The organism is Stenotrophomonas sp. IS26, from assembly GCF_054188265.1.
Genome location: NZ_JBSZJV010000022.1, coordinates 48,062 through 56,859, shown reverse-complemented (window position 1 = coordinate 56,859; position 8,798 = coordinate 48,062). Strand labels below are relative to the sequence as shown.

The window sequence follows — 8,798 nt, the reverse complement described above, 5'->3', positions numbered from 1 at the left end:
CCGAACCGGCCGCCGGCACGCGCGAAGGCCTGCATCGGGAACAGACCGTCGCCCAGGTTCGCCTCGGTGATCGGGCACAGCCCGGCCACCGCACGGCTCGCGACGATCTGCTGCATCTCCGCCTCGGTGATGTGGGTGGCATGCACCAGGCACCAGCGCGCATCCACTGGCGCGTGTTCGTACAGCCACTGCACCGGCCGCATGCCGCTCCAGGCGACGCAGGCATCGACCTCGCGGGTCTGTTCGGCGATGTGGATGTGGACGGGTCCGGTGTTGAGCGGCAGCAGCGCGGACAGTTCCTCGCCGGTCACCGCGCGCAGGCTGTGCGGGGCGAAACCGAGCACCGCATCGTCCTGGTTCTGCAGCGCGCGCGTGCAGCCCTGCAGCAGCGCGGCAAAGCCGTCCACGTCGTGGATCAAACGGCGCTGGGCCGGATTCGGCGCGGCGCCGCCGAAATCGGCATGCGCGTAGAACACCGGCAACAGGGTCAGGCCGATCCCGCTGGAGTGGGCGGCGGCGGCGATGCGCTCGGCCATTTCGGCACGGTTGGCATACGGCGCGCCGTCCGGGCCGTGGTGCAGATAGTGGAACTCGCCGACCCGGGTGAAGCCGGATTCCAGCATCTCCACATAGGCCTGCTCGGCGATCGCCTGCATCGCCTCGGGCTGCAGATGCGCCAGGAAGCGGTACATCAGCTCGCGCCAGCTCCAGAAGCTGTCGCCGCTGTTGCCGCCGATCTCGGTCAGCCCGGCCATCCCGCGCTGGAAGGCGTGGCTGTGCAGGTTGCCCAGGCCCGGCACCGCGATCGCCAGCGCGGTATCGCCCGGCGCGGCCGACACACCTTCGGTCACCTCGAGGAGCGTGCCACCCTGGCTGAGGATGCGCACATCGCGCGCCCAGCCGTGTGGCAGCAGCGCGTGGGCAGCGTGGAAACGAAGGATCGGTGCGGGGGTGGCTGGCATCACTGGACATCCCGGAAGAGGCGTCTATATTGTATAGACATATACACCGATGTGGTTGCTGCCATGCACTGTGACACCCTCTGGTACCACGCCAACCTGATCACCGTCGACGGCCCGGGCCTGGGCGTGATCGAGGACGGCGTCATCGCCGCGACCGATGGGCGCATCGTGCATGTCGGTGCGGCCGGTTCTGCCGATCACCTGCAGCCGGCCCAGCGCATCGACTGCGCCGGGCGCTGGATCAGCCCCGGCCTGATCGACTGCCACACCCACCTGGTCTATGCCGGCAACCGCGCTGGCGAGTTCGAACAGCGCCTGCAGGGCGTGAGCTATGCCGACATCGCCCGCGCCGGCGGCGGCATCGTCACCACCGTGCGCGCCACCCGCGCCGCGAGCGAGGCCGACCTGCTGGCCGCCAGCCTGCCGCGGCTGGATGCCATGCTGGCCGAAGGCATCACCACGCTCGAGATCAAATCCGGTTACGGGCTGACCCTGGCCGATGAGACCAAGCAGCTGACCGTCGCGCGCGAACTGGGCCGCCAACGCGCGGTCGAGATCGTGCCGACCTTCCTCGGCGCGCATGCGATCCCGCCCGGCCGACAGGCGCAGGAGTACATCGACGAGGTCTGCAACGTCATGATTCCGGCCGTCGCGGCGGCCGGGCTGGCCGAGGCGGTGGACGTGTTCTGCGAGAACATCGCCTTCAGCGCCGCGCAGGCCGAGCAGGTCTTCCTCGCCGCGCAGCAACACGGGCTGGCGATCAAGATCCACGCCGAGCAGCTCAGCAACCAGCACGGTGCTGCCCTGGCGGCACGTCACGGCGCACTGTCGGCCGACCATATCGAACACCTCGACGCCGACGGCATCGACGCCATGCGCAGCGCCGGTACCGTGGCCGTGCTGCTGCCGGGCGCGTTCTATTTCACCCGCGATACCACCCTGCCCCCGACCGCCGCACTGCGCGCCGCCGGCGTACCGCTGGCGCTGGCCACCGATTCCAACCCCGGTACCTCGCCGCTGACCAGCCCGCTGCTGGCGATGAACATGGCCGCCACCCTGTTCCGCATGACCGTGGCGGAGTGCATCGCCGGCTTCACCCGTGAAGCGGCGCGCGCCCTTGGCCGGCAGGACCGGATCGGCCGGCTCGCCGTCGGCCTGGACTGCAACCTCGCCCTGTGGGACATCGAGGCGCCTGCCGACCTCGTCTACCGCATGGGTTTCAACCCCCTGCACGGCCGCGTGATGCGCGGCCAACCCGTCTGAATCTAGTGATGTCTGGAGATTTCATGAGCACTACCCTGACCCTGCACCCCGGCGCCGTCACGCTGGCGCAATGGCGCGCGATCCATGACGGCGCGCGGGTGCGGCTGGACCCGGCCTCGGCCGCGGCCGTGCTGCGCAGCGCGCAGACCGTGGCCGACATCGTCGCCAAGGGCGCGCCGGTGTATGGCATCAATACCGGCTTCGGCAAGCTGGCCAGCGTGCGCATCGAGCGCGACGACCTGGAAACCCTGCAGCGCAATATCGTGCTCTCGCATGCGGCCGGCGTCGGCGAGCCCATGCCGGCCCCCGTGGTGCGCCTGATGATGGCGTTGAAGCTGGCCAGCCTGGCGCAGGGCGCCTCCGGTATCCGCCCGCAGACGCTGGCCCTGCTGGAAGCCTTCCTGCAGCACGACTTCATTCCGGTGATTCCGTGCCAGGGCTCGGTCGGCGCCTCCGGCGATCTGGCCCCGCTCTCGCACTTGGCGAGCGTGATGATCGGCGTCGGCGAAGCCTTCGTGGCGGGCGAGCGCCTGCCGGCGGCCGAGGCGCTGGCCAAGGTCGGCCTGGCCCCGCTGGTGCTGGGCGCGAAGGAAGGCCTGGCCCTGCTCAACGGCACCCAGTACTCCACCGCCTATGCACTGGCCGGTCTGTTCGCGATCGACACCGTATTCCGCGCGGCGCTGGTCACCGGCGCGCTCTCGGTGGAAGCGGCCAAGGGCTCTGACACCCCGTTCGACCCGCGCATCCACAGCATCCGCGGCCAGCGCGGACAGATCGCCACCGCCGCCGCGCTGCGTACCCTGATGCAGGGCTCGGCGATCCGCGAATCGCACCGCGACAACGACGTGCGCGTGCAGGATCCGTACTGCCTGCGCTGCCAGCCGCAGGTCATGGGCGCCGCGTTCGACGTGATGCGCCAGGCCGCCACCACGCTGGCGATCGAAGCCAACGGTGTGTCCGACAATCCGCTGGTATTCACCGATACCAACGAGGCGCTGAGCGGTGGCAACTTCCACGCCGAGCCGGTCGCTTTCGCGGCGGACATGCTGGCGATGGCCGTGTGCGAGATCGGCTCGATCAGCGAGCGCCGCACCGCGATGCTGGTCGACCCGGCCCTGTCCGGCCTGCCCGCCTTCCTCACCCCGAAGCCCGGCTTGAATTCCGGCTTCATGATTCCGCAGGTCACCGCCGCGGCGCTGGTCTCGGAAAACAAGCAGCGCGCCTATCCGGCCAGCGTCGACTCGATCCCGACCTCGGCCAACCAGGAAGACCACGTCTCGATGGCCGCACACGGTGCGCGCCGCCTGATAGCGATGGCCGAGAACGCCGCCAACGTGATCGGCATCGAGCTGCTGGCCGCTGCACAGGGCTGCGATTTCCATGCCCCGCTGCGCTCCAGCGATGCACTTGAAGCCGTACGCCAGCGCCTGCGCGCGCAGGTGCCGACGCTGGAAGACGACCGTTACTTCCACCCGGACATGGTGGCCGCGACCGACCTGGTGCGCAGTGGCGTGCTGGCTGCCGGGCTGGACGACATCCTGCCGCCACTGGAGCCGCTGGCATGACTTCCCAACCGGATTGGCTGCAGATCCACCGCGGCGATGTGCCGTTGATCGTCAGCTTCCCGCACACGGGCACCGAGCTGCCCGATGCACTGGCCGCGCAGTTCGTCTCGCCGTGGCTGGCCCGCCGCGACGCCGACTGGTGGGTGCATGAGCTGTACGCCTTCGCGCAGCAGATGGGCGCCACCACCGTACGCACCGCGGTGTCGCGATCGGTCATCGACGTCAACCGCGACCCCAGCGGCACCTCGCTGTACCCGGGCCAGAACACCACCGGCCTGTGCCCGCTGACCACCTTCGACAACCAGCCGCTGTACCGCGATGGCCACGGCCCGGACGAGGCGGAGATCGCGCGCCGCCGCGATACCTGGTTCGCGCCCTACCACGACGCCCTCGCCGCGGAGATCGCGCGCCTGCGTGCCCGGCACGGCACCGTGGTGGTGTATGACGCGCACTCGATCCGCTCGCACATCCCGCACCTGTTCGATGGCCAGCTGCCGCAGTTCAACCTCGGCACCAACGGCGATACCACCTGCGACAACGCGTTGACCGACGTGGTCGACAATCTGTGCGCGATGAGCGGCATGAGCCATGTGCGCAACGGCCGCTTCAAGGGCGGCTACATCACCCGCCATTACAGCGACATCCCCGGCGGCGTGCACACGTTGCAGATGGAGCTGGCCTGCCGCGGCTACATGCACGAGCCCGAGGCCGTGGATGAGCACAGCTGGCCCACGCCGCTGGATCCCGATCACGCCACCCCGCTGCGCGCCACGCTGCAGCAGGTGCTCGATGCCTGTCTCGACTTCGCTACGTCCCGGAGTGCTGCATGACCCGTCTCGATTCCACCCGCACCATCCTCGCCCCGACCGGCACCACGCTGACCTGCAAGAGCTGGCTGACCGAAGCCCCGCTGCGCATGCTGATGAACAACCTGCACCCGGACGTGGCCGAGCGCCCGCAGGAGCTGGTGGTCTACGGCGGCATCGGCCGCGCCGCGCGCGACTGGGAGAGCTACGACAAGATCATCGAGACCCTGCAGCGGCTCGAAGATGACCAGACCCTGCTGGTGCAGTCGGGCAAGCCGGTCGGCGTGTTCCGCACCCATGTGGACGCCCCGCGCGTGCTGATCGCCAACTCCAACCTGGTGCCGCGCTGGGCCAACTGGGACCACTTCAACGAGCTCGATAAGAAGGGCCTGGCCATGTACGGCCAGATGACCGCCGGCAGCTGGATCTACATCGGCGCCCAGGGCATCGTGCAGGGCACTTACGAGACCTTCGTGGAGATGGGCCGCCAGCACTACAACGGCAGCCTGGCCGGCAAGTGGCTGTTCACCGGTGGGCTGGGCGGCATGGGCGGCGCACAGCCGCTGGCTGCGGTGATGGCCGGCGCCTCGTGCCTGGCGGTGGAATGCCGCAAGAGCAGCATCGAGATGCGCCTGCGTACCGGCTATCTGGACACCTGGACCGACGACCTCGACGAAGCGCTGCGCCTGATCGAAGCGTCGTGCACCGCCAAGAAGCCGCTCTCGGTCGGCCTGCTCGGCAACGTCGCCGACGTGCTGGACGAGCTGCTGATCCGCGGCGTGAAGCCGGACCTGCTGACCGACCAGACCTCCGCGCACGATCCGGTCAACGGTTACCTGCCGCAGGGCTGGACGGTGGAAGAATGGGACGACAAGCGCGTCTCCGCGCCGAAGGAAGTGGAAGCCGCCGCGCGCGAATCGATGGCCAACCACATCCGCGCCATGCTCGGCTTCCACTCGCTCGGCGTACCGACCGTGGATTACGGCAACAACCTGCGCCAGATGGCGCTGGAAGAAGGCGTGGAAGATGCCTTCGACTTCCCCGGCTTCGTGCCCGCCTACATCCGCCCGCTGTTCTGCCGCGGCATCGGCCCGTTCCGCTGGGCCGCGCTGAGCGGCGATCCGGAAGACATCGCCAAGACCGATGCGAAGGTCAAGGAGCTGATCCCGGACAACCCGCACCTGCACCGCTGGCTCGACATGGCCGCCGAGAAGATCAAGTTCCAGGGCCTGCCCGCGCGCATCTGCTGGGTCGGCCTGGGCGATCGTGATCGACTGGGCCTTGCCTTCAACGAGATGGTCGCCAATGGCGAGCTGAAGGCACCGGTGGTGATCGGCCGCGATCACCTGGATTCGGGCAGTGTCGCCTCACCCAACCGCGAAACCGAGGCCATGCAGGACGGCTCGGATGCCGTCTCCGACTGGCCGCTGCTCAACGCCCTGCTCAACACCGCCAGTGGCGCCACCTGGGTCTCGCTGCACCATGGCGGCGGCGTCGGCATGGGCTTCTCGCAGCATTCGGGCATGGTCATCGTCTGCGATGGCACCGAGGCGGCGGCCAAGCGCATCGCCCGCGTGTTGTGGAACGACCCGGCCACGGGCGTGATGCGGCATGCCGACGCGGGCTATGAGATCGCGGTGGACTGCGCGAAGGAAAAGGGGCTGGATCTGCCTGGGATTCTGGGCTGATGCGGGTAGGCCCCGGCTCACGGCCGCGGCCCACACCTCAAGGTAGTGCCGGCCGCTGGCCGGCAGCCACCGAAATAACACTCAAGGTAGTGCCGGCCGCTGGCCGGCAGCCACCGAAATAACACGTAGTGCCGGCGGCTGGCCGGCAACAACGCAATGATGGTTCTCACGCGACGGGATCGCGTAGATCCTGGCGAGCCGGCCAGCGGCCGGCACTACGGACATCCCGCCGTCGGCGTTCGTCACCCACACGCCCCACAAGGGTGACGAACCCGCAACATCCTGTTAACTTGCGCGCCCCACATGAAGTTGACAGGGTGCCGCGGCGACGTGGGCCGTGTCCGCACTGATACCGCGAACGAATGACCACCCTCCCGAATCGCTACACCGCCCCTGCCCTGTCCCTGCTCGCGGCTGCCTTGCTGGCCAGCCTTGCCGCCACCGACACCGCCCATGCCGCGCCCGCCGGTCAGGCGGTCACCCTGGATGCGGTGAACGTCACCGCCGCCGACGCCACCGAGGCGGCGCGCCGCGCGCTGGACCGGGTCGCCGGTGCGGGCAACGTGGTGGATCTGGCGGAGGTCGGCCAGGGCCGCGTCGCCAGCACGGCCGATGTGCTGGCCTATCAGCCCGGTATCAGCGCGCAGAGTGCCGGCAATGAAGGCGTCAAGGTCTCCATCCGCGGCTCGGGCCTCAACCGGGCGCCGGGTGCGCATGCCTCCGGCCTGTCGGTCTCGCTGGATGGCCTGCCGCTGACCGGCCCGGGTGGCACGCCTTACGAGCTGCTGGAGCCGCTGTGGCTGAGCCGCGTCGAGGTCCTGCGCGGCGCCAACGGGTTCGAGCGCGGCGCGCTGGCATTGGGCGGTGCGATCAACTACATCACCCGCAGTGGCCGCGATACGCCCGGGCTGGAGCTGCACTACGAAGCTGGCGCACGCGGCTACCAGAAGCGCGGGATTAGCCTGGGTGGCGTGCGGGACGCTGTCGATTACTTCATCGCCTACACCGACACCGAGTACGACGGCTATCAGCAGCACGCCGCCGGCAAGGGCAAGGGTGCGGTGGCCAACCTCGGCTGGCAGCTCACCCCGGATCTGGAAACGCGCTTCTTCCTGCGCTACCGCGAGACCGATCACGAAACTCCGGGACGCCTGACCCGCGCGCAGATCCGCAACGATCCCCGCGCCGCCAACCCGGCCAACGTGGCCATCGACGCACGCCGCCCGCAGCCGGGCAGCACGTGGGTCGGCAATACCACCACCTACACCATCGATGCAGATTCGTCGCTGCAGGCCGGCCTCGTGTACCACAAGTACCCGATGGACTTGAACGAGAGCCTGTACCGCCAGCAGCTGGACTACGCCAACCTCAACGGCACGCTCGACTACCGACGCCGGCACGCGCTGTTCGGGCATGACAGCGTGACCACGATCGGCCTGCGCGTCACCCACGATCTGGATGCCAACGTGCGCGAGACCCTGCGCTTTTCCAGCAACGGGTATGCGGCCGGCACGCACACCCGCGACGTTGAGCATTACGGCACCGACAGCGTGCTGCACATCGGCAATGATCTGGCGCTGAGCGACACGCTGCGCCTGCAGACCGGCATGGCGTTGATCCACACCCGCCGCGATGTGCAGGTCACCTGGCCGGCCACGCCGGAACGGCTGTCCGAGCGGCAATGGGACTATGCACCGCGGCTGGGCTTCACCTGGCAGCAGACGCCGCAGACACAGTGGTTCGGCAACCTGAGCCGCTCGGTGGAACCTGCGCATCCTTGGTCGATGATCTGGGGCTCGAACCAGTACTTCACCGCCGGCAACGGTGCCTCCACCGGCCGCCAGCGCGCGCCGGTGAACCTGGACAACCAGACCGCGACCACGCTGGAACTCGGCGCGCGCGGCGACAGCGCACTCGGCCGCTGGGAGCTGACCAGCTATTACGCTCGCCTCAACCACGAACTGCTCACCGTGGAAGTGCGGACGGTGCCGAACCTGTTCATCGCCGAATCCAACGCCAGCCCGACCGTGCACCGCGGCATCGAAGCTGGTCTGGACAGTGCGCTGTGGCAAGGCGTCGGCGGGCGGCTGTCGTTGCGCCAGGCTTACACCTTCAGCGACTTCCGCTACCGCGATGATGCGCGCTTCGGCAGCAATCGCCTGCCCGGCCTGCCGCGCCACTACTACCAGGCCGAACTGCGCTACGACCACCCGGCCGGCTTCTACGCCGGGCTGAACACCGAGTACGCGTCGAAAATGTTCGTCGACTATGCCAACAGCATGGCCGCTGATAGTCACGTCATCTTCGGCACCCGCATCGGTTACGACGCCCCCGGCGGCCGCTGGCAGGCCTGGGCGGAGCTGCGCAATCTCACCGACCGCCACTACGCCGCCACGGTCACGCCGGGCTACGACGACGCGGGCAAGGATGTCGCGCGCTCGACGCCCGGTGATGGGCGTGGTGTGTACGCCGGGGTGCGTTGGCGCTTCGATTGAGCGCTGCGGACGGCGCGGT

Annotated in this window: 6 protein-coding genes; 5 read left to right on the top strand and 1 reads right to left on the bottom strand. The window is 68.8% G+C overall.

Translation table 11 applies throughout. From position 1 onward, the window contains the following. The coding region (gene hutF / locus ACW6W5_RS15700) for a formimidoylglutamate deiminase (protein WP_458233658.1) at positions 1-962 on the bottom strand (962 nt) is incomplete at its 3' end. Between the two features lie 63 nt (positions 963-1,025). Here hutF and hutI point away from each other — a divergent pair. The 5 genes from hutI to ACW6W5_RS15675 all read left to right on the top strand — a co-directional run bounded on the left by hutI (position 1,026) and on the right by ACW6W5_RS15675 (position 8,779). After that, positions 1,026-2,225: an imidazolonepropionase gene (hutI, locus tag ACW6W5_RS15695; RefSeq protein ID WP_152153323.1), complete on the top strand. Its 1,200-nt coding sequence runs from the start codon at positions 1,026-1,028 to the stop codon at positions 2,223-2,225. Between the two features lie 23 nt (positions 2,226-2,248). Then, positions 2,249-3,790 carry a histidine ammonia-lyase gene (gene hutH, locus ACW6W5_RS15690; RefSeq protein ID WP_152153325.1) on the top strand — a complete coding sequence of 514 codons (1,542 nt, stop codon included), beginning with the start codon at positions 2,249-2,251 and terminating at the stop codon, positions 3,788-3,790. Next, positions 3,787-4,620 carry an N-formylglutamate deformylase gene (gene hutG / locus ACW6W5_RS15685; RefSeq protein ID WP_152153326.1) on the top strand — a complete coding sequence of 278 codons (834 nt, stop codon included), beginning with the start codon at positions 3,787-3,789 and terminating at the stop codon, positions 4,618-4,620. Before hutH ends, hutG begins: the two co-directional genes overlap by 4 nt. After that, the gene (gene hutU / locus ACW6W5_RS15680) at positions 4,617-6,284 is read left to right on the top strand and encodes a urocanate hydratase (protein ID WP_152153328.1); all 1,668 of its coding nucleotides are present in this window, start codon (positions 4,617-4,619) and stop codon (positions 6,282-6,284) included. The genes hutG and hutU overlap by 4 nt, the downstream gene beginning before the upstream one ends. A gap of 362 nt (positions 6,285-6,646) precedes the next feature. Continuing rightward, a complete protein-coding gene (locus ACW6W5_RS15675; protein WP_152153330.1) occupies positions 6,647-8,779 on the top strand; it encodes a TonB-dependent receptor family protein in 2,133 nt (710 codons plus the stop codon). Positions 8,780-8,798 lie beyond the last annotated feature (19 nt).